21 protein-coding genes are annotated in these 19,097 nt (G+C 60.9%); 6 read left to right on the forward strand and 15 right to left on the reverse strand.

Features of this window, described 5'->3' with window-relative positions:
• The first annotated feature begins 8 nt into the window (after positions 1-8).
• From ttcA to G9X64_RS27160, 3 genes are all read left to right on the forward strand, one after another.
• The gene (gene ttcA / locus G9X64_RS27150; RefSeq protein WP_168311229.1) at positions 9-878 is read left to right on the forward strand and encodes a tRNA 2-thiocytidine(32) synthetase TtcA; all 870 of its coding nucleotides are present in this window, start codon (positions 9-11) and stop codon (positions 876-878) included.
• Positions 879-1,022: 144 nt separating this feature from the next.
• Positions 1,023-1,850, forward strand: coding sequence for an inositol monophosphatase family protein (locus G9X64_RS27155; RefSeq protein ID WP_171377732.1), 828 nt, complete (start codon positions 1,023-1,025; stop codon positions 1,848-1,850).
• A gap of 40 nt (positions 1,851-1,890) precedes the next feature.
• Positions 1,891-2,715 carry an inositol monophosphatase family protein gene (locus G9X64_RS27160; RefSeq protein WP_171377733.1) on the forward strand — a complete coding sequence of 275 codons (825 nt, stop codon included), beginning with the start codon at positions 1,891-1,893 and terminating at the stop codon, positions 2,713-2,715.
• Between the two features lie 46 nt (positions 2,716-2,761).
• Here the strand turns inward: G9X64_RS27160 and G9X64_RS27165 are convergent, their stop codons facing one another.
• The 6 genes from G9X64_RS27165 to G9X64_RS27190 all read right to left on the reverse strand — a co-directional run bounded on the left by G9X64_RS27165 (position 2,762) and on the right by G9X64_RS27190 (position 7,743).
• On the reverse strand, positions 2,762-3,592 hold the full coding sequence (locus G9X64_RS27165) for an EamA family transporter (protein ID WP_171377734.1): 831 nt from the start codon (positions 3,590-3,592) through the stop codon (positions 2,762-2,764).
• Positions 3,589-4,170 (reverse strand): TetR/AcrR family transcriptional regulator, encoded by a 582-nt coding sequence (locus G9X64_RS27170; RefSeq protein WP_168311233.1) that lies wholly within the window; start codon positions 4,168-4,170, stop codon positions 3,589-3,591. Before G9X64_RS27170 ends, G9X64_RS27165 begins: the two co-directional genes overlap by 4 nt.
• Positions 4,171-4,344: 174 nt before the next feature.
• The gene (locus G9X64_RS27175) at positions 4,345-5,625 is read right to left on the reverse strand and encodes a multidrug effflux MFS transporter (protein WP_168311234.1); all 1,281 of its coding nucleotides are present in this window, start codon (positions 5,623-5,625) and stop codon (positions 4,345-4,347) included.
• A 35-nt stretch (positions 5,626-5,660) separates the two neighbouring features.
• Positions 5,661-6,866: a multidrug effflux MFS transporter gene (locus G9X64_RS27180; protein WP_171377807.1), complete on the reverse strand. Its 1,206-nt coding sequence runs from the start codon at positions 6,864-6,866 to the stop codon at positions 5,661-5,663.
• 137 nt (positions 6,867-7,003) lie between these two features.
• The gene (gene grxD, locus G9X64_RS27185; protein ID WP_168311235.1) at positions 7,004-7,339 is read right to left on the reverse strand and encodes a Grx4 family monothiol glutaredoxin; all 336 of its coding nucleotides are present in this window, start codon (positions 7,337-7,339) and stop codon (positions 7,004-7,006) included.
• A 173-nt stretch (positions 7,340-7,512) separates the two neighbouring features.
• Positions 7,513-7,743, reverse strand: coding sequence for a hypothetical protein (locus tag G9X64_RS27190; protein WP_168311236.1), 231 nt, complete (start codon positions 7,741-7,743; stop codon positions 7,513-7,515).
• Positions 7,744-7,906: 163 nt separating this feature from the next.
• Between G9X64_RS27190 and G9X64_RS27195 the strand changes: the two genes are divergently transcribed.
• Positions 7,907-9,088, forward strand: a complete 1,182-nt coding sequence (locus tag G9X64_RS27195; protein WP_171377735.1) for a hypothetical protein — start codon at positions 7,907-7,909, stop codon at positions 9,086-9,088.
• A gap of 35 nt (positions 9,089-9,123) precedes the next feature.
• Here G9X64_RS27195 and G9X64_RS27200 read toward each other — a convergent pair whose 3' ends face one another.
• Together G9X64_RS27200 and purL are read right to left on the reverse strand one after the other, a co-directional pair.
• A complete protein-coding gene (locus G9X64_RS27200; RefSeq protein WP_003540079.1) occupies positions 9,124-9,357 on the reverse strand; it encodes a BolA/IbaG family iron-sulfur metabolism protein in 234 nt (77 codons plus the stop codon).
• Positions 9,358-9,376: 19 nt separating this feature from the next.
• A complete protein-coding gene (gene purL / locus G9X64_RS27205) occupies positions 9,377-11,608 on the reverse strand; it encodes a phosphoribosylformylglycinamidine synthase subunit PurL (RefSeq protein ID WP_168311238.1) in 2,232 nt (743 codons plus the stop codon).
• A 263-nt stretch (positions 11,609-11,871) separates the two neighbouring features.
• On the opposite strand from purL, the gene lhpI reads away from it, so the two are divergent.
• A complete protein-coding gene (gene lhpI / locus G9X64_RS27210; RefSeq protein ID WP_171377736.1) occupies positions 11,872-13,614 on the forward strand; it encodes a cis-3-hydroxy-L-proline dehydratase in 1,743 nt (580 codons plus the stop codon).
• A gap of 91 nt (positions 13,615-13,705) precedes the next feature.
• Here lhpI and G9X64_RS27215 read toward each other — a convergent pair whose 3' ends face one another.
• Together G9X64_RS27215 and G9X64_RS27220 are read right to left on the reverse strand one after the other, a co-directional pair.
• Positions 13,706-14,284, reverse strand: a complete 579-nt coding sequence (locus tag G9X64_RS27215; RefSeq protein ID WP_171377737.1) for an acyloxyacyl hydrolase — start codon at positions 14,282-14,284, stop codon at positions 13,706-13,708.
• A 122-nt stretch (positions 14,285-14,406) separates the two neighbouring features.
• On the reverse strand, positions 14,407-15,825 hold the full coding sequence (locus G9X64_RS27220; protein ID WP_171377738.1) for an aminotransferase-like domain-containing protein: 1,419 nt from the start codon (positions 15,823-15,825) through the stop codon (positions 14,407-14,409).
• An 81-nt stretch (positions 15,826-15,906) separates the two neighbouring features.
• Here G9X64_RS27220 and G9X64_RS27225 point away from each other — a divergent pair, with 81 nt between their 5' ends.
• Entirely contained in the window at positions 15,907-16,164 is a 258-nt protein-coding gene (locus G9X64_RS27225) for a DUF1127 domain-containing protein (RefSeq protein WP_171377739.1), read from the forward strand.
• Between the two features lie 110 nt (positions 16,165-16,274).
• Here G9X64_RS27225 and G9X64_RS27230 read toward each other — a convergent pair whose 3' ends face one another.
• From G9X64_RS27230 to purC, 5 genes are read right to left on the reverse strand one after another with little or no spacing between them, the layout of a single operon-like run.
• Positions 16,275-16,670 (reverse strand): hypothetical protein, encoded by a 396-nt coding sequence (locus G9X64_RS27230; RefSeq protein WP_171377740.1) that lies wholly within the window; start codon positions 16,668-16,670, stop codon positions 16,275-16,277.
• 44 nt (positions 16,671-16,714) lie between these two features.
• Positions 16,715-17,386, reverse strand: coding sequence for a phosphoribosylformylglycinamidine synthase subunit PurQ (purQ, locus tag G9X64_RS27235; protein WP_064648224.1), 672 nt, complete (start codon positions 17,384-17,386; stop codon positions 16,715-16,717).
• Positions 17,383-17,937, reverse strand: a complete 555-nt coding sequence (locus tag G9X64_RS27240; RefSeq protein WP_171377741.1) for an RNA 2'-phosphotransferase — start codon at positions 17,935-17,937, stop codon at positions 17,383-17,385. Before G9X64_RS27240 ends, purQ begins: the two co-directional genes overlap by 4 nt.
• Positions 17,938-17,981: 44 nt before the next feature.
• Positions 17,982-18,224, reverse strand: coding sequence for a phosphoribosylformylglycinamidine synthase subunit PurS (purS, locus tag G9X64_RS27245; protein ID WP_012757626.1), 243 nt, complete (start codon positions 18,222-18,224; stop codon positions 17,982-17,984).
• Positions 18,225-18,239: 15 nt separating this feature from the next.
• Positions 18,240-19,004 (reverse strand): phosphoribosylaminoimidazolesuccinocarboxamide synthase, encoded by a 765-nt coding sequence (gene purC, locus G9X64_RS27250; RefSeq protein ID WP_018242191.1) that lies wholly within the window; start codon positions 19,002-19,004, stop codon positions 18,240-18,242.
• Between the last annotated feature and the right edge of the window lie 93 nt (positions 19,005-19,097).

Consider the following 19,097-nt stretch of genomic DNA (forward strand, 5'->3'; position numbering starts at 1 on the left):
ACGAAGCAATGAATATCGCAGCCAATATCGCCGACGAGTTGGAGAATAGCGAGGCCGACACCGGCGGTCATGCGCTGTTTGCCGATGCGCCGCGTTCCGTCTCCTTCAACAAGCTGCGAAAGCGGCTGCTGCGGCAGGTGCGCCAGGCCTTCGACGATTTCGACATGCTGAAGGGCCAGAAGCGCTGGCTGATCGGCCTTTCCGGCGGCAAGGATTCTTATGGGCTGCTGGCGCTGCTGCTCGATCTCAAATGGCGCGGCCTGCTGCCGGTCGAGCTGATCGCCTGCAATCTCGACCAGGGACAACCGAATTTCCCGAAGCACGTGCTGCCGGACTATCTGACGAAGATCGGCGTTCGGCATCGGATCGAGTATCGCGACACCTATTCGATCGTGAAGGAGAAAGTGCCTGAAGGCGCCACCTATTGTTCGCTCTGTTCGCGGCTGCGGCGCGGCAATCTCTACCGCGTCGCGCGGGAAGAGGGATGCGATGCGCTGGTCCTCGGCCACCACCGCGAGGACATTCTCGAAACCTTCTTCATGAATTTCTTCCACGGCGGCCGGCTCGCCTCGATGCCGGCGAAGCTTCTGAACGACGAAGGCAACCTGATAGTGCTTCGGCCACTCGCCTATGCTGCCGAGGATGACCTCGCGAGATTCGCCGCCGCCATGCAGTTTCCGATCATTCCCTGCGATCTCTGCGGCTCGCAGGACGGGCTGCAGCGCAATGCGATGAAGGATATGCTCGCCGATATCGAGCGGCGGATGCCGGGACGTAAGGATACGATGCTGCGGGCGCTTTCGCATGTGAACCCGTCGCATCTGCTCGACCCGAAACTCTTCGACTTTTCCACCCTTGGTGTCACCGATCCTTCATGAAAGGCCGGCTACTGCATAATTCCCTAAATCGAAATCGATTTAAGGAATTATGCAGCAATTTAAGGTGTTCCAACGTCCTTTGCGCGTCTAAAAGATGCGCGGCGCTGTGGGCGGGCTGGCTATTGCATCAAGGCAGGATTTCGCATGACTATTTCAGACCAGGATATTCTCTTTCTCGGCGATTGCGTCCGAGAGGCGGCGCGCGCCGAGATCATGCCGCGTTTCCGTAATCTCGGCGCTGCCGATGTTTCGGAGAAGACTTCGGCAATCGATCTGGTGACGCAGGCGGACGTGCTTGCCGAACACCGGATCACCGCGGCGCTGAGCGAGCGCTTTCCCAAAGCACTCGTCGTCGGCGAGGAGGCTTATGATGCCGACCGCTCCGTCGTGCCGGCACTTGCCGATGCCGAGCTCGCCTTCGTCATTGACCCTGTCGACGGGACGTTCAATTTCGCCGCCGGGCTTCCCGTCTTCGGGACGATGTTGGCGGTGACGATCAAGGGCGAGACGGTCGCCGGCATCATTCATGATCCCGTTCTCGGTGACACCGTGATGGCGACAAAGGGGGCAGGCGCCTTTCTGACGCGTCGGGATGGGCAGTCGACAAAGCTGAAGGTCGCTGAGCCTGCTAGCCTGAACCAGATGGTCGGTGGCCTGTCATGGAGCCACATGGACGAACCGGATCGCGCGCGTATCTGCGCCAACATGGCGAAGATCCGGATGACCTTTGCCTTCAACTGCTCGGCCTACGAATACTGGATGGTCGCCTCCGGCAAGATGCATTTCATCGGCCATGCGAAGCTGATGCCCTGGGATCACCTCGCCGGCGTGCTGGCGCATCAGGAGGCCGGCGGCCATACGGCGAAATTCGACGGAACGCCCTATCGCCCCGGGGAGACGACGGGTGGCATCATCTCTGCGCCCGACCCGGAGAGTTGGCAGCTCATCCGGCGCGAGATCGTCGGCATCTGATTCAAGGTTCTCCTGAGAGACCTAAGCGTGAGGATTTGACATGACTTCGACTGTCGACGTGACCGTTCTTGCCGATCTGCTGCGCCGCGCGGCGAAAGCAGAGATCCTGCCGCGCTTCCGCCGGCTTGGTCAGAGCGATGTGCGCGCCAAGAGCGAGGCGACCGATCTCGTCACCGAGGCCGACGAGCAGGCCGAGCGGATGATCAAGGCGGAAGCTGAGAGGCTCTGGCCGGGCGCGCTGTTCCTTGGCGAAGAATCGGTCGCGGCCGATCCCGATTTGCTCCACAGGCTCGAACATGCCGATCTCGCGATCGTCGTCGATCCAGTCGACGGCACCTTCAATTTTGCCGCCGGCATCCCGGCCTTCGGCGTCATGGCCTCCGTTGTGTCCGGCGGCGAGACGGTCGCCGGTATCATCTACGATCCGATGGGCGACGACTGGGTGATGGCGGAAAAGGGCGGCGGCGCCTGGCTGCGACGGCCGGAAGGCAGCGCCGAGCGGCTCTCGGTCGCAGCGCCCGTGGAGCTGGAGCATATGGTCGGCATGGCTTCCACCGGCTACCTGCCGCAGGAGAAGCGCGCCGAAGTGCTCGGCAATCTCGCCAAGGTGCGCTTTCTTACCAATTACCGCTGCGCTGCCCACGAATACCGCACTTTTGCCGGCGGGTATGTGCACTACCTCATGTACAACAAGCTGATGCCCTGGGATCACCTCGCCGGCACGCTGATCGCGCAGGAGGCAGGCGCCTATGCGGCGCGCTTCGACGGCTCGGCCTACCTGCCGCATCATCTCGACGGCGGGCTGCTGATTGCGCCCGACAAGGCCTCGTGGGACGTGTTACGGCACGAGGTTTTCACGGTCTGAATGCACGGAAAGCCAAGCGATCGGGCTAGCCGTACCGTCGCATAATTTAATGTCCGAGCAGAATTGCGCCCGCTGCGACGATCAAGCAGGCGAGAATACGCCGAAACGTCAGGGTTTCCTTCAGAAACAGCCAGCCGATCAGGACGGCGAAAACAACGCTCGTTTCCCGCAGCGCCGTGATCGGTCCGGCAGGCCCGAGCGAGAAGGCCGCGACGACAACCCCGTAGGCGATCATAGCGACCAGTCCGCCGCCAAGCGCCTTCCATGTATCCGGCGCTCGAAAATCGACGATGAGCCGCCTGCGCATGGCGATGAACATGGCTGGAAGAAACGTGCCGTAGAGCACCAATACCCAGGCTGTATATGTGCCGCTCGCACTGGTCTGCCGCACACCGATGGAATCGACGGTAGCATAGGCGGCGATGATCGTCCCGGTCGCGAGAGCAAGCAGATTGGACGCGGTGGAGGCTCTGCGTTTGCCAAGCGACAGGCTCATGATTCCCAGAGCGACAAGCACGACGCCAGCAATCTGGGAAAGGTCCGGACGATCGCCCGCGATGATGAAGCCGCCAATTGTCACCAGAAGCGGGACAGTCCCGCGAACGATCGGGTAGACCTGTCCCAGTTCTCCATCTCGGTAGGCGGCGACGAGGAAGACGCTGTAACCCACCTGAAGGGCGGCCGAGAGTAGAATATAGGGCCACGCGTCAGATGTCGGCAGGGGATAGACGAACAGGAACGGCAGGGCCACGGTCGTACTGGCAAAGCTCATGACGGTAACGGTCCGGAGCCGATCACCGCCGCTACGCAGGAATGCGTTCCAGGTCGCGTGCAAGATCGCTGCAAAGAGCGCCAAGCCGATAACGATAGCGCTCATTGTCGTATTTCCGCCGAGAGAATCCCGGTCGCGATCCTTCGAGCGTTGTTGATCGCTTCCTTTCCTTGTGCCATCTGCGCGAGGAGGGTCGCCCCTTCGATCAGCATGAACAGGCTCATGGCGGCTTGCTTCGCACGATCGTCCGGTATGGATTTCGCCAGGATGCGGTGCAGCCGCTCCTGAAGATCGCGCTTCTGCCGCATGACGGCCTCGAACACAGCATGTTTCGGCTCCCCGAATTCGGCAAGCGCGTGCTGAAACAAGCATCCGTGGAAATCCGGACTGTCGAACCAGCGTTCATGCCATTCGAAAATTGCGAGGATGCTCTCTTGCGGCGACAATGCCGCTTCGGCCAGCCGGTCGAGTTGGCGTTTGAATCTTTCCGCCCGCCAGTCCAGAACCTCGACAATGAGGCCGTCCTTACTTGGGAAATGCCGATACATAGTCATCTTTGCGACGGCAGCCTCGGCAATGATCTTGTCTATGCCGGTGGCGTGGAAGCCGTCTCGTTTGAAGAGGCGATAGGCGGTTTCAACGATATGTTGGCGTTTCTCGGCGGCGTCGGCGCGAAGCGACATAGGAAACCTTAAAACAGAAATGATACAGACCTGTCTCACTCATATATGTGCCGCCAACTTTGGTCAACGGGCGATCGCACAGAGATGCATTGCCCAATCTCCCGATTGAGACGACAGTTTTCCGTCTGATTTTCACAGCGTCGCAAAAATCAGCCTTCTGCGGCGCTTGCCATTTCAGAAATGGGCAGCGCCCGGATCGAGTTGCGGACTGTCTCCCGGATGAGTGAACAGCTTGCCGTTTTCCGCCCAGAGGGTGGCTGCGATCGTCACCGCGCCGAAAAGCGCGAAGCCGCCGAAGAGCGGCTGTACCGTGCCGTTGAACATCTGGCCGACCAAGCCGCCGAGGATGGCACCGAAGGTGGTGGAGACGAAGCCGGTGATGGCGGTCGCCGTGCCGGCGAGATTGCCCATCGGTTCGAGGCTGATCGCAGTAAAATTGGTGGCGATCAGCGCAAACATCATCAGCACGATGGTGAAGATGCCGTAGGCGACGGCGAAATCCGGCTTGCCGGCCAGCGAATAGAAAAAGCCGGCAGCCGATAGCGCCGTGAAGATCAGCAAGGCAGCGTGCGAGATGCGGCGCATGCCGAATTTGCGTACGAAGAAGCCGTTGGCGAAATTGGCGACGGCAATGCCGCCGGCGGTGGCCGCAAAGGCGATCGGCAACCATTCGCCAAGGCCATAGACCTCGCCGAAGACCTGCTGCACCGAGATCACATAGGCGCTGATGACGCCGGTGAACATGGTGAGCCCGATCATGTAGCCACAGGTGATGCGGTTTGTGAGCACGGTCTTGAAGCCATCCACGACGGAGCCGACCGACAGCGGCAGCCGCTCTTCCGGTGGCAGCGATTCCTTCAGCCGCAGGAAAGCCCAGACGAAGAGGATGGTAGCGATGATCCCGAGCAGGATGAAGATCCAGTGCCAGTTGGCATAGAGGATGATGAGCTGGCCGACGGAAGGGGCAACGATCGGCACGATCATGAAGACGATCATCACATAGGACATGACACGGGCCATTTCGCGGCCACCGAAGCAGTCGCGTACCATGGCCATGGTGGTGATGCGCACCGCAGCGCCGCCCACACCCTGAATGAAACGCATGACGAGCAGCATTTCGAAGCTGCCGGTTGCGGCCGCAGCAAACATTCCGACAATATAGCAGGCTAGGCCACCGAGCAGGATGTTGCGGCGGCCGAACGTATCCGAAAGGCTGCCGAAGAATATCTGCGAGACGCCGAATCCTAAGAAGAACACGCCGATGATCAACTGCGCGTCGTTGGTATTGGTGACGCCGAGCGAATGGCCGATATTGGGCAATGCCGGCAGCATGCTGTCGATCGCCATAGCAACGCTGGCGGTCATGATGGCGATGGTAACGACAAATTCGCCAAAACCCATGCCGATGCGGCGGGAGCCCTGGTTTTCCTGGTGCGGTTTATGCGGCGGCGTCATGTGGTGAAATCCCGGATGCGAATGAGGCCCACCGTTCAGACGGCTGGGTTCTGCGATTGGAAGAGGCGGCCCCTTTCGGCGATCACCACGAAGACGAGCCCGATGATCGACACGGTGAAATAACCGGCGACCATCGGCAGTGCTGTGCCGTCGAAGGCCTGGCCGATGCCGGCGCCGATGATGGCGCCGCCGACCGTGCTCATGAAGCCGAGGACGGAGGAGGCGGTGCCGGCGACGTGGCCGAGCGGCTCCATGGCGAGCGAATTGAAGTTCGAGCCGATCCAGCCGAACTGGAACATGGAAAGGCCGAAGAAGGAGATGAACAGAGTGAAGGGCATCGGCTCGGTGCTGGCCATCTGGACGATTAGCCAGATGGTGTTGATGGCGATGAAGCCGATGAGCGAACCGTGCGACAGGCGGCGCATGCCGAGCTTGCCGACGAAGCGCGAATTGAAGAAGGACGACAAAGACATGAAGATCGCCACGCCGGCGAAGGCGAAGGGGAAATAGACGCCGAGATCGTAAATACCGACATAGACCTGCTGGGCGGAATTGATGAAACCGAAGAGCGCGCCGAAGATGAAGGTGCTGGCGATGGTGTAACAGAGCGCCGCGCGATTGGTCAGCACCAGCTTGAAGGCGCCGAAGATTGAGCGGGCAGTGAAGGGGCGGACGTTCTGCGGATGCAAGGTTTCCGGAAGACGGAGATAGGCCCAGACGGCGATAGCAGTCGCCATCGCGGCGATGAAGAGGAAGATCAGGTGCCAGTTGCCGAAGAACATGACGATCTGGCCAGTGCCCGGCGCAATGACCGGCACGATCATGAAGACCATCATGATTAGCGACATGACTTCAGCCATCTGCCGGCCGCCATAGATATCGCGAACGATGGAGACGGTGATGACGCGGGTTGCGGCGGAGCCGACACCCTGAATGAAGCGCAGGGCGAGTAACCCAGCAAAGGAAGGAACGAAGACGATACTAATAGCGGACAGGATATAGATGACGAGGCCGATGAGAAGCGGCGTGCGGCGGCCGAAACGGTCGGAGAGCGGACCGTAGAACAGCTGGGCGCAGCCGAAGCCGAGCAGATAGGTGGAGACGACGAATTGCCGGTGGTTCTCGCTCTCGACGCCGAGGCTCGCGCCGATCTGCTGCAAGGCCGGGAGCATGATATCGATCGCCAGCGAGTTAATGGCCATCAGGAAGGCTGCGAGCGCGATGAATTCTCGCTTGCCCATGGGCAGGCGGCCCGCGGACACGGCTTGTGAAGAATCTGTCACAATGAAATTCCCATAAACAGGTCAAGGCGCTGCTGGCCGCAGCGCCTCGAACTCAAGAAACAGATTTGGAAACCGGGCGGACGTCCGGTGACCGGTCAGGAGGCGGCGCGCACCGCGATGCCATTTTCCTGGAGATGCTGCTGCAGTTCACCAGCCTGGAACATTTCCCGGACGATGTCGCAACCGCCGACGAACTCGCCCTTTACATAGAGCTGCGGGATCGTCGGCCAGTTGGAATATTCCTTGATGCCCTGGCGGATTTCCGAATCGGCGAGCACGTTGACGCCCTTGTAGTCGACGCCGATGTAATCGAGAATCTGCACGACCTGCCCGGAGAAACCGCACTGCGGAAACTGCGGCGTGCCCTTCATGAAGAGGACGACGTCGTTGCTCTTGATTTCGTTGTCGATGAATTCGCGAATGCCGCTCATGGGACCTAATCCTTTCAACAGGCGGGTTAAAGGCCCACCGTTTCAATCGTTGCCTTTAGATAGCATGCGACGGCAGGAATTCCAGCCGCCCGAACCAAAAAAAGACCAATTCGGGCTGGGCCTCGCTGAGGATTGTTGCCGTCGCGTTACGGTCGGAGTTTTTGCCGCTCGCCTCAGCTGCGACGCTGGCGGCTGCGGCCGGCGGCGGTGCGGCGCTTGCTGACCTGTTTGCGGGCGGGCTTGGCCTTGGCCGAGATCGTCTTGCGCGTTGCCGTCGTCGGCGCGGCGGGGCCCGTCTTCCGCCTCCTGCGCTTCGTGGTAGCGCGGCCGGTGGTTTTCTTCAGGATTTCCTTCAGCACGGTGTCGACGACGCCCGATATCAATTCTTTCATTAGGTCGGCCACAAAACCCCTCCGTTCGTGTTGGAAACGAGATGGCTACTATTGAATTCCGGAAGAGTTCGGTTAGCAAGACCGCTTCGAGACCGTAGCTGCTTTTTCGCCGATATAAGTGACCAGCAGCCGGATCGCAGCAACAAGCCGGCCATTGCCCGGCCGGAAGAACGAAATGAAATTGATCGAGAATCGGGTCGTCCTGCACTTTCCCGGCTTCGAGCCGCTCGACGGCGTTGCCCACAGGGCGCGCTACGAGCGTTCGGCGAGGCAGAGTGCCGCCGTCTGGGGTTATTCGGTTGAGACGGGGCCAGTGGACGAGGGGAGCGATCCGGTCAGTTTCGACGTCAGGACGGCTGAGCGGGTAGCGGCGCCCGAGGCAGGGACCGGTTCCCCAGGCTGGCAGACGAAGAGCCGCATCCATATGGTCGATCACCATATACTGGTGCGCAAGCTGCGTGCCGGCAATACACTGAGCCACATCATTGCGGGCTTCCGAAGCTGCGCCGAGATCATCTTGGAAGGCGGGATGCGGGGATATTTCCGCCACGCCTGGCGCTTCGGCCTGTTCTTCCTCTTCCCGTTCCTCCTGACGGCTCTGGCGATTGCGCTGACGGCGCAGATCGCCGTCATGCCCTATAGTCTCGGCTTTTCGCCGTGGCACATGCTCTGGAGTGGGCCGCTGGCGCTCTGTTTCTTCATCTTCGCCTTCCTGCCATTTTCCGAACGCTTCCATACGCTGCATCTCTTTGCCGATTGGGAAATGGCGGTGGCGCTCGGCCGGATGAACCGGGCCGATTTCAGCGACTGGCTCGAGGATCGGGCCACTGCCGTGCGCAAGGCGCTAGACGAAGAGGCGGACGAATATGTGATCTCCTCGCATAGCATGGGATCGAGCGTCGCCGCCCATGTCATCGGCATATTGCTGGAAAGGGAACCGGAGATTTTCAGGGGCAAGCGCGTGGTGTTTGCCACACTCGGGAGCGCCATCCTGCAATGCGCGCTGATGTCATCGGCAACGCTGCTTCGCGCCCGCGTCGGGCTGATCGCCCGCTGTCCCGAGATTTCCTGGCTCGACGTGCAGTGCCTGACGGATTCGATCAATTTCTACAAGGTGCCGGTCGTTGCCGTCTCCGGCCATGCGGATGCGCCTCAAGCGAAGATGATCCTGATCCGCGTCAAGCAGATGCTGACGCGCGAGCACTATCGCAGGATCCGCAAAGACCAGCTGCGCGTCCACCGGCAATATGTGCTTGGACCCGATCTGCAAGCGCCCTTCGACTTCACGCTTTTGACATCCGGGCCGATGCCGGCCTCGGTCTTTGCCGATCCCGACGAAAAGAGAATGCCCGGCTGAGGGCCGGGCATCGTCATCCGGATTGCGTCGGGGCTCTATTCCGGCGCGGAGGTCTGCAGGGCCAGAGCATGCAGGACGCCGCCCATATTGCCCTTCAGCGCCTCGTAGACCATCTGGTGCTGCTGCACGCGGCTCTTGCCGCGGAAGGCTTCGGCGACGACTTCGGCGGCGTAGTGATCGCCGTCGCCCGCCAGATCGCGGATCGTCACCTTGGCACCGGGAATCCCAGCCTTGATCATGTCTTCGATATCGCCGGGTTTCATGGCCATGATCGTTACTCCTTGCGCATCATTCCGCAGCAAGTTCGCCGCGGCCTTCCATGAAATCAGGGAACCACGATTCATGGGCATCGCGCAATTGCTGAATCGGCAGCGAGATGAGATCGCCGACGACGAGCGCCGTTCCTCCGACCGTGCCGAGACGGCGGAAGGGAACGCCGCCACCTTCTGCATTGACGCAGACGAAATCGGCGACATCGGCAGGCAACGTCAGCACGTAGCGCGCCTGATCCTCGCCGAAGAGCAGTGCATGCGGTTCACCCTTGCCTTCGCTCAGATCGATCGTCAGGCCTTTGCCCGAGGCCATCGCCATTTCGGCGAGCGCCACCGCTAGACCACCCGAAGAAATGTCGTGGCAGGCGGTCGCCTGGCCGTTGCGGATGACGGAGCGAACGAAATCGCCATTGCGGCGCTCGGCAAACAGATCCACCTCCGGCGCCGGACCTTCGCGGCTGGAAAGCACATCGCGGAGATAGACGGACTGGCCGAGATGGCTGCCGTCGACACCGATCATGATGACCTTATCGCCGTGGTTGGCGCTGCCGATGCGGGCCATCTTGCTCCAGTCCGGCAATAGGCCGACGCCCGCGATCGTGGGCGTCGGCAGAATGGCGACGCCGTTGGTCTCGTTGTAGAGCGAGACGTTGCCGGAGACGATCGGGAAGTCGAGCGCGCGGCAGGCCTCGCCGATGCCCTTCACCGCCTGAACGAACTGGCCCATGATCTCGGGCTTTTCGGGATTGCCGAAGTTGAGGTTGTCGGTGGCGGCGAGCGGCTCGGCGCCTGTCGCGGTGATGTTGCGCCAGCATTCGGCGACCGCCTGCTTGCCGCCTTCGAAGGGATCGGCCTCGACATAACGCGGAGTGACGTCGGAAGAGAAGGCAAGCGCCTTGGAGGGATGGCCGTCGACACGTACGACGCCGGCATCGCCGCCCGGAAGCTGCAGCGAATTGCCCTGGATCAGCGTGTCGTATTGCTCATAGACCCAACGGCGGCTCGACTGGTTGGCGGAGCCGACGAGTTGCAGCAGCGCCCGGCCGTAATCCTGAGGAGCGGCGACGAGATTGGCGGGCAGGGGGGCGTGCTTGCCGGATTCGCGCCAGGGGCGATCATATTCCGGCGCCTGGTCGCCGAGATCCTTGATCGGCAGGTTGGCGACTTCCTCACCCTGGTGCATGACGCGGAAGCGCAAATCGTCGGTCGTCCAGCCGACGATGGCAAAGTCGAGGCCCCACTTGACGAAGATCGCCTTGGCTTCCTCTTCCTTCTCCGGCTGCAGCACCATGAGCATGCGCTCCTGGCTTTCCGACAGCATCATTTCGTAGGCCGTCATTCTCTCCTCGCGCACCGGCACCTTGTCGAGTTCGAGCAGGATGCCGAGATCGCCCTTGGCGCCCATTTCGACGGCCGAGCAGGTGAGGCCGGCCGCACCCATATCCTGGATGGCGATGACGGCGCCGGTCTGCATCAGCTCGAGGCAGGCTTCCAGCAGGCACTTCTCGGTGAAGGGGTCGCCGACCTGAACGGTCGGGCGCTTCTCTTCGATCGATTCGTCGAATTCGGCCGATGCCATCGTCGCGCCGCCGACGCCGTCGCGGCCGGTCTTGGCGCCGAGATAGACGACCGGAAGGCCGACGCCCTTGGCTTCGGACAGGAAGATGGCGTTCGACTTCGCAATACCGGCGGCAAAGGCGTTGACGAGGATGTTGCCGTTGTAGCGGGCGTCGAACTCGACCTCACCGCCGACCGTCGGCACGCCGAAGGAATTGCCGTAGCCGCCGACGCCGGAAACGACGCCGGAGACGAGATGGCGGGTCTTCGGATGATCCGGCTCGCCGAAGCGCAGCGCGTTCATCGCGGCGATCGGGCGCGCACCCATGGTGAAGACGTCGCGCAGAATGCCGCCGACGCCGGTCGCAGCACCCTGATAAGGCTCGATATAGGAGGGGTGGTTGTGGCTCTCCATCTTGAAGACGACGCAATCGCCGTCATCGATGTCGACGACGCCGGCATTTTCGCCCGGGCCCTGGATGACGCGCGGCCCCTTGGTCGGCAGAGTGCGCAACCATTTCTTCGAGGATTTGTAGGAGCAGTGCTCGTTCCACATGGCCGAGAAGATGCCGAGCTCGGTAAACGTCGGCTCGCGGCCGATCAGATCCAGAATGCGCTGGTACTCGTCCGGCTTCAGGCCATGGCCCGCGATGAGTTCCGGCGTGATCGGGATAGTGTTTGGAATGGTCATGAGCTCTCGGAAGTCCCTGCCGTTGCGCGTTTTCCGCTCTTTAACCTATGTAGGGACGGCGCGCGACAGGAAAATGCCCGCCGTCAACAGAGGGCGGGCGACTTCTTCGGCCCGGTACGGGCGGCCGCTTCTCAGAGTCTGTTTGACAACTTGCTTTTGATTCTCGATCCATAGAATGGTGCAAGGCTCCGGCCTCAGCTTTTGTGTGCCGCTGATGTTTCCTATAGGAAACTTTTCTTCTTGGTTGATGGTATCGAAATACAATGCCGGACATACAACAACAGGCAGACGAAAAGGTGTTTGCCGGGCGCGCGCTTGTGGCTGGCTTCGCTGCGGGGTCGATCGTATTCAGCGACACGGCGCTCAGCTTCTGGGGCGGCGTCAACTCCCGGACAGGAGAAGTCATCGACCGCCACCATCCCCTGTCGACACAGGTCCTGACAGGAAAGATTCTCGCCATCCCCGGCGGACGCGGCTCGTGTACGGGCAGCAGCGTGCTCATGGAGCTGATCATGAACGGGCACGCCCCCGCCGGCATCGTGGTCTCGCGCCAGGAGGAAATACTGTCGCTCGGAGTGATCGTCGCTGACGAAGTGTTCGGCCGATCGATCCCCGTTGTCCAGCTCTCCGAAGACGACTTCGCCGAGCTGCATTCTATCCCTGAAGTCACCCTCATCGGCGACAAGGTCATCGCGAGCCGGATCGAAACCGCCCCCGGTTTCGATGTCGCCGATCGCACCTATGGAAATTCGATAGCGCTGACATTGAGGGATCGGTCCGCTTTGAACGGGGAAATGGGCAAGGCCGTACAGGTGGCAATGAGGGCCACGACGCGCATGGCTGAAATTCAGGGAGCGACGGAACTCATCGATATCTCCCAGGTCCATATCGATGGCTGCATCTACACCGGGCCGACCAGCCTGGAATTCGCGAAACGCATGCGGGACTGGGAGGGTAGGGTTGCCGTTCCAACGACCCTGAACTCGATATCGGTGGACCAGATGCGTTGGCGGGAGCAGGGCGTGTCTCCCGGCGTCGCCGGACCCGCATCCGAATTGGGTGAGGCCTACGCCTCCATGGGAGCACGAAAGACGTTCACCTGCGCGCCCTATCAGCTGTCGTCCGCACCCAGGCAGGGTGAGCAGGTGGCCTGGGCGGAGTCGAATGCGGTCGTATTCGCGAACAGTGTTTTGGGTGCTCGCACTGCCAAGTATCCTGACTACCTGGATCTGTGCATCGCTCTCACCGGGCGCGCGCCGCTGACCGGGCCGCATGTCGCCGACAACAGGCGCGCCAGCCTCGTGGTCAAGGTGTCGGGCTTCGTGTCGCGGGATGACATGGTCTACCCCATTCTCGGCTACCACATCGGCAAGCTTGTCGGAGATGAAATTCCGGTCGTGATCGGCCTCGAGACGTGGAAGCCGAATCTGGACGACCTAAAGGCGTTCGGGGCGGGTTTTGCGACGACATCGGGCTCTCCCATGTTCCATATCGTCGGTATCACGCCGGAGGCGGACAGCCTTGAGAGCATTGTCGGAAGCACGATCAAGGCGAGCTACGAAATCTGTCCCAAGGACGTCGTTGCCGACTGGAGGAAACTCAACGGCGGGTCTGTGGATGCCATCGAGTTCGTCGCGCTGGGCAATCCCCATTTCTCTTTCGACGAATGCGAGCGGCTGGCCGCGCTTTGCGAAGGCCTGGCGAAACATCCTGACGTCAAGGTGCTGGTTACCTGCAACCGTGCGACATTCGAAAGGGCTTCCGCTGCGAATCTCGTCTGCAAATTGTCGGACTTCGGCGTAGAATTCGTAACCGATGCGTGCTGGTGCACACTTGCGGAGCCTGTCATCCCAAAATCGGTCGATACAATTATCACCAATTCCGCGAAGTTCGCTCACTACGGTCCTGGATTGACGGGTAAGGCGCTTCGGTTCGGCAGCCTGGCGGACTGCGTCGCGGCGGCTTGTCAGGGCGAGTTGAAGCCTGTTCGTCCCACATGGGACTAAACGGTTCCCGGCTGCCGATGGTCGATCAGACGGCCGTAATGAGCAGTTCAATCATCCGTCGGCCAACCCGCTGAAATTGTCGAACGGACTCTCAGAACTTGTAGCCGATCTGCAGGCCGGCGCGCGTCATGCCGTCGTTCGGCCCGTCGCAAAGATTGGCGTGCGAGGAATGGGCAAGCTGGGCCATGACATTCCAGCGGGCGTTGAAACGGTAGCCGGCGCCCAAATATTCGTGGAAGAGAACACGACAGCCGAGTTCCGGACCGTCATCATCGCCTTCGAGATCGCCGGTATGGATGACGCCGCCGAAGCCGGCTTCGGCAAAGAGCTTCTCGTTCAAATCGACTGTCCAGGTGAAACCGGTGAAGAACTGGGTGGCTTCGCCCGACGTGCCAATCGAGGTGCCCAGATGGACGCGGGGATGCCGTAATTGTTGCTGCCAGCCGACCGCCGTGTCGTAACCGAAAGGATCGAAGAGAGCGGTAATTTCGGGAAAGACGCCGTCTTCCCTGGAATGGCCCGGCTGCACCGAGGCCGAGGCGCCGAAGCGCAATTCATCAAATATCTGCTCGCCTGCACTTGCCGAGCCCGCAACCGGGATAGCGGCTGCCGCTGCCAACGATGCCATACTCAAAAAACGCAACCCGATCCTGCCGAAGTCGACCCTCATTTGCTGTCCTTTGATTCGCATCAGACGGGAACAACAAAGAGGTAACACGGAGGTTGAGTCGCTAAAGCGCTCCGAATAGGCTGCGGCGTTTTTTCCGATTTATGACGTGTGTTTGCAACACGTCATATTTCGCCGTCATAGGTGGATCCGCCATTTTCCAGCAGCCGGCGCAGGATCATCAGTCCCGAGGTCAGTTCCTGCCCCGTCTTCGGCGAGGACAAACCGATGCGAACGCGGTGATAGGCTTTCTCGCCGCGGGCCGCCTTGAACTCGTCCTCATCGTCGACGAGCACGCCGTCGCGGTAGGCGGCATTCTTGAAGGTGCCCGACATCCAGGGCTCCGGCAGTTTCAGCCAGAGGAAGGGCGCGTGGAGGTGCGATTCGAAATCGAAACCCTGCAACTGCTCGCGGGCGAGCTGGACGCGCCTGGAAAGTTCATTGACGCTCGCTTTGCGGATCTCGTGCGCTGTGCCGCTTTCGACGAGGCGCGCACAGGTCTCCGCCAGGATGAAGGGGAGGCCGCCGGTGATCATCTTGTGCGTCACCCTGATGCGCTGGGCAAAATGTGGCGGGCAGGCGACCCAGCCGCCGCGCACGCCGGCGGCGACCGATTTCGACAGGCCGTTGACGAGGAAGGTGCGGTCGGGCGCGATCGAGGCGAGCAGCGGCGTATCGTCGTCGGCCATGCCGCCGTAGAGGTCGTCCTCGATCAGCCAGACACTGTGTTTCCTGGCGATTGCGGCGATCGCCGCGCGCCGTTCATAGGGCATGATCGCCAGCGTCGGATTGTGGACGGTCGGCATCAGGAAGGCGATCTTCGGATGCTGCTGCTGGCAGAGCCGCTCGAAATCCTCGGGGATCATGCCAAGCTTGTCGGAATCGACCGTCAGCGTGCGGCGGCCGAGAAGGCGGGCGCTGCGGCTGACCTGGGTGTAGGTGAGATCCTCGAAGACGATCTTGTCGCCAGGCGCCGAGACGGCGGCGATAACGGCGATCGCCGCCGCATGGGCGCCGAGCGTCGGCACGATGTTTTCAACCTCCGGCGTCCAGCCGCTGCGGGCAAGCCACAGCCGGCCGGCCTCGAACCAGTTCTGCGGGAAACTCCGGGAATAGGAGGAGATTTCGGAAAGATGCTGCTCGCCGATCTCGGCGAGGATACCCGCTATGACCTTGCCCTGGCCGAGATCGGGCGCGGCTGTCGTGTCGAAACGGATCTTGTTGGCAGGCGCATCCTGGACGCGGGTGCCGCCGAGGGAGACGGTCAGCGGATCGATCTGTTCCCCGGGCGGCGTTTCGGAGCGGTTCAGCACATAAGTGCCGCGCCCCACTTCGCCGGCGACCAGGCCGCGCTCATGCACCAGCGCATAGGCGCGGCCGATCGTGCCGATCGTCACGCCGATATCATAGGCGAGATTGCGCTGCGGCGGCAGCTTGCTGCCCGCGGGCAGGGCGCCGCTTGCTATGGCGGATTCGATGCTGTCGGCAAGCCGGAGATAGACCGGCCCGGAACCGCGGGAAATATCGGGAAGCCAATTTGTCATGGTGACAATTGTATATATTGGCACATTGTACCCGTCAAGCGTATGAGTCAATTCCAATGGCAAGCCGAGAGGATTCCTGGAATGTCCGCGTTACCCGAGATCAAAATGCCGATTGTACCGATTGTCTCTTACGAGGATAGGAGGCAGATCATCCTCCCCGGCGCGCCCGCCGAGGCGACGACGCGTTTGGAGCGAATCTGGGCCGCCATTCTTCTCTGGCATCAAAAGCGGGAAGGCCGGCGCGTGCTGAGAGGCCTGACGGCGAGCGAACTTAAGGATATCGGTGTGTCGCAGTCCGATGCCGCGCGCGAAGTCGGCAAGTCGTTTTTCTGGGACTGAACGTGCTTTCGGGCTACTGCCTAGTTCCTAGGATAAAATTATGCAGTAACTCAAAGTGTTACAGCGTCCTTGCGCATCTGAAAAAGACGCGCTGCGCTGCAGTCTGGGGATCAGCTGCAGGCCTTGTTGCCGCCGGACCAGCGATTGACGTCGGCGGTGATGCGACCGGCGATCGGCTCCTGCATCATCGGACCGAAGGCCTGCAGGCGCGACGGGCTTCCCTCAGCCTGCACGACGAGCAGCGGCCGGCTTTCCGGGCTGCCCTTATGGACGAGCAGGATGCGCGGACGTCCGGTGAAAGAATTGAGCTCCGGCGCGAGCTTGTAGGCTGCAAAGGCCGGATCGCCCGATTTGAACCAGCAGGCATTGGCGCCGAGGGCCACGCGTTCCATTGTCGGCAGTGCGGCGCGGTTCGGGCCTGTCGGCGCCGGCGTCTGGCAGGCTGCCACCACGGCTGCGAGAGCGGTCAACAGGGCGGCGTTTGCGACGGAGAGGCAAGGGCGCATCGATTGCTCCAGATCCGAACAGAAGGATTTTCGTGTGTCGAGGTTCAGGCGGCGATGACGTCGAGCGCCGAGGCGAAGAGGCCGCGGCCGTCCGAGCCGCCATGGGCGGCCTCGATCAGGTTCTCGGGATGCGGCATCATGCCGAGGACGTTGCCCTTTTCGTTCATGACGGCGGCGATATCATTGATCGAGCCGTTCGGGTTGGTGCCTTCGGCATAACGGAACACCACCTGGCCATTGCCTTCGATCGCAGCCAGTGTCGCATCGTCGGCGAAATAATTGCCGTCATGATGGGCGACCGGGCAGCGGATGACCTGGCCCTGCGCATAGGCGCGGGTGAAATCCGTCTCGGCATTGACGACTTCGAGCTTGATCTCGCGGCAGACGAATTTCAGCGAGGAATTTCGCATCAGCGCGCCGGGCAGCAGGCCGGCCTCGACGAGGATCTGGAAGCCGTTGCAGACGCCGAGCACCTTCACGCCCTTTGCAGCCTTGTCGATGATCGCCTGCATGACCGGCATGCGGGCGGCGATCGCGCCGCAGCGCAGGTAATCGCCATAAGAAAAGCCGCCGGGGATGACGATCAGGTCGACATCGGGGATCTCGGTTTCCGTCTGCCAGATCGTCACCGGTGGCTGGCCGGAGATCTTGGTCAAGGCGGCGATCATGTCGCGGTCGCGGTTGAGGCCCGGAAGTTGAACGACGGCTGATTTCATGGGGTCCCTGCGTTTCGCGAAAGATATTGAACTGGAACGCTTTCGGCGAGCCATACTCCATTGTCGGAGACAAAGAAAGAATGCCCCTCGGAAAACATGCGGGCCGCATCCACGCGCAGGATGAGATGTTCACCCTTGCGGCGCATTGCGACGATTTTCGCCGTTTCGACATCTGCAGACAGATGAACGTGATGCCGTTGCATCTTCTTCAAGCCTTCGCGCTCGATCGACTGCCAGTTCGTCAGAGACGTGCCGTGAAAAAGAGCAGCCGGCGGCGCGACCTGGTTCAATGCAAGATCGACCTCGACGCTATGACCTTGATTTGCACGAATTCTGTTATCGGCGAGCGTGAAGCGCTTCCTTGGATTGTTTTCGACAATCTCGATGATATCGGCGCGGGAAACATCGTATTTCGACGACAACGCTTTTTCGAGTTCGTCGAGCGACACCCAACCCTCGCCATCAAGCGTCAAGCCCGCAGATTCCGGCGCATGACGCAAAACATAGCTCATATATTTCGAGACTTCCGTCTCCAGCTTTGCTTTCATCATGACGCCAAATCCTCAAAGTCCGCCAGACGACGGGTCTGTGATCATCAGTCGATCGCGATTGCGTAATTCTCGATCACCGTGTTGGCGAGCAGTTTTTCGCACATGGCTTTGAGGTCGGCCTCGGCCTTGCCCTTGTCGGCGCCTTCCAGCTCGAGGTCGAAGACCTTACCCTGTCTTACATGGCCGACGCCCGAGAAGCCGAGGGCGCCAAGCGCACCCTCGATAGCCTTGCCCTGCGGATCGAGAACGCCGTTTTTCAGCGTGACGGTGACACGAGCCTTGATCACTTTGTCTTTCCTGCCTTACTTGACGAGAACCGGGCCGGTGCCGCGCACAGGCTCGTTTTCATTGATGATGCCGAGACGGCGCGCCACTTCGGAATAGGCTTCGAGCAACCCACCGAGGTCACGGCGGAAGCGGTCCTTGTCCATCTTCTCGTGGGTTTCGATATCCCAGAGCCGGCAGCTGTCCGGCGAGATTTCGTCGGCGAGGATGATGCGCATCATATCGCCTTCGAAGAGACGGCCGCATTCGATCTTGAAATCGACGAGCTGGATGCCGACGCCGAGGAAGAGGCCGGTCATGAAGTCGTTGACGCGGATGGCAAGCGCCATGATGTCGTCGAGTTCGGCGGGGTTTGCCCAGCCGAAGGCGGTGATGTGCTCCTCGGAGACCATCGGATCGTCGAGCGCGTCGGACTTGTAATAGAACTCGATGATTGAGCGCGGCAGCACGACGCCTTCGTCGATGCCGAGGCGCTTGGCGAGAGAACCGGCCGCGACATTGCGCACGACGATCTCCAGCGGGATCATCTCCACTTCCTTGATCAACTGCTCGCGCATGTTGAGCCGGCGGATGAAATGAGTGGGAATGCCGATCTTGTTCAGATGGCTGAAGATATACTCGGAAATGCGGTTGTTGAGGACGCCCTTGCCATCGATGACTTCGTGTTTTTTCTTGTTGAAGGCAGTGGCATCGTCCTTGAAGAACTGGATCAAAGTGCCCGGTTCCGGGCCTTCATACAGAATCTTTGCCTTGCCCTCGTAGATACGGCGGCGACGGTTCATCGTGGTCATTCTCTGTTGTTGGCGCTCTTGGGATAGCGCGAGTGGATCGATCTCGTGGCGTCCCCTTAAAGGAAAAGAGAGGGTTTCACAATC

The sequence above is a fragment of the Rhizobium sophorae genome, from assembly GCF_013087515.1.
Classification (GTDB): Bacteria; Pseudomonadota; Alphaproteobacteria; order Rhizobiales; family Rhizobiaceae; genus Rhizobium; species Rhizobium sophorae.